General features: G+C 61.2%; 2 protein-coding genes. Both read left to right on the forward strand.

The window, feature by feature from the left end; translation table 11 throughout:
- Positions 1-728: glycosyltransferase family A protein (locus H6F43_RS10275; protein ID WP_190342686.1), on the forward strand; the 728-nt coding region annotated here is incomplete at its 5' end.
- Positions 729-791: 63 nt separating this feature from the next.
- The coding region (locus H6F43_RS10280; RefSeq protein WP_199290254.1) for a glycosyltransferase family 9 protein at positions 792-2131 on the forward strand (1340 nt) is incomplete at its 3' end.

Below are 2131 nucleotides of genomic sequence, written 5' to 3' on the forward strand. Positions count from 1 at the left end.
CGCTGCGCGATTTTGGCGTGGTCATTTCTGACCAAACTGAAGCTTATAGCGCTTTAGACGCTGGAGAAGTCCAAGCTGCCGTGCGAGTGCTGCAAATGCACGGTCATGAGGTCCACCCGCATCGGCACCTGCCGCGACGGGGAATGGCGGAACAGCGACAATTTTTGCTCGATCGCGCCACCGCTCCCTACGTGCTGTTCCTTGACGATGACCTGATTCTGGAGCCGTGGGTCGTGGAACTCCTCGTGAACACTATCCAATCGGAAAACTGTGGCTTTGTCGGGTCGGGCATTATTGGACTCAGCTTTCGTGACGATGTGCGTCCGCATCAGCAGGTTTTGGAACTGTGGGAGGGTCCGGTGCAGCCAGAGGTTGTGAAATCGGGCACGCCCCAGTGGGAGCGCTACAAGTTGCACAATGCCGCCAACGTCTACCACGTGCAGCAGCGACTGAACATTACCCCCGATCGTCCCCAAAAGTACCGCGTCGCCTGGATTGGCGGCTGCGTTCTCTACGACACGGCGAAACTCCGCAGCGTCGGCGGTTTTAGCTTCTGGCGCGATCTGCCGACCGACCACTGTGGCGAAGACGTGCTGGCGCAGCTGCGGGTGATGGCGCATTACGGCGGCTGCGGCGTGCTGCCCTCCGGCGTGTATCACCAGGAATTGCCCACAACGATTCACGATCGCAGCCAGGATGCACCGCAGCTACTGCCCATTGGTGGATGAGGCATGGCGTCTAGAAAGCGCCAGCGCTCAGTCTTCACCCCGTACTCATGACTCACATTCACCATGATGCAGCGGATTCTCTTCATTGAACTCTTGGGTGGCATCGGAGATGTTGTGATTGCGCTACCTGCGATTCATGCGCTGGCGCGATCGCACGCCGCCGCTGAACTGACGGTGCTCACGTTTGCGCCCGGTGGTGAACTGCTGGAATCCGATCCGCTGATTCATCGCGTCGTCTACGCCAACCCAGGAGAAGCGCGGCAGGCGGTAGACCATCTGCTGGCGCACGATCGCTTTGATCTGATCGTGTCGGACACCAACTACGATGGCATTGCTGAGGCGATTCAGCAGAGCGGTACTCCCCGCGTGGTCACGAATTTGTGGCAGTCGCCCCCACCGAATCAGCGCGTGGGCGATCGGTTTCTGAGTATCCTGCACGCGGAGACGTTAATTCTCGCGGACTCATCCAGCGCGCCGCAGCTTCATCTGACTCAGCAAGAGCGTCAGGACGCGCGATCGGCGTTTGGGTCCGCTTCCCGTCCGCTGGTGTTTCTGTGCCCCGACGCGGGCATGGCGATTAAGCGCTGGGCACCCGATCGCTTCGTTACGGTCGGCAAAGCCCTACAGCAGCGATTCAACGCCACGATCGTCGTGCCCATCGGTGCCGATGCGGAGGAAGCCGCTGCGATCGTGGATGCTATCGGCGGCACGGCGCGGCTGTGGCAGCGCGGCTCGCTGCGCCAGTTTGCCAGCGCCATCGCCCACGCAGATTTGGCGATCGCCGCCGATACGGGACCTGCCCGCATCGCTGCCGCCCTGAACGTTCCCACCCTGACGCTGTTCGGACCTTCCTGGCACGAACGCTACGGGCAAGCCGCTCCTCACATCAACCTGCAAGGCGCTCCGGAGTGCGGCGATCGCCACATCGCCAACTTCACCGATCAGTCGTGCTGGTACGGCGGCACCTGTCCGCTGCCCCAGTGGACCACCTGCCTCGACGACCTCTCGCCCGAAACAGTCCTTGCTGCGGCAGAAACCCTACTCAAGCCGAAGGAATCGGGAACAGACAGGAAAGAACTCAAGCGTCAAACGTCAAGTCCCGAACTTCCAAACTCCCCCACTTCCTGGCACAGCGTTCGCAACCTGCTTGTTCTGCGCCTCGACAACATTGGCGATGTTTTGATGACCAGTCCTGCCTTGCGTGCCCTGCGAGAAAACTTACCCGACGCCAGAATTACGCTGATGGCAAGCCCTGCTGGGGCGCTTACCGCACCACTGCTGCCCTGGGTGGATGAGGTGCTGCCGTGGCGCGTCCTGTGGCAGGATTTGGGGCGATTGCCGTTCGATCCGGCGCGGGAGTGGGACTTGGTAAAGACGCTGCACGATCGCCGCTTTGACGCGGC

The organism is Leptolyngbya sp. FACHB-36, from assembly GCF_014695955.1.
In the GTDB taxonomy this organism is placed as follows: Bacteria; Cyanobacteriota; Cyanobacteriia; order Leptolyngbyales; family Leptolyngbyaceae; genus FACHB-36.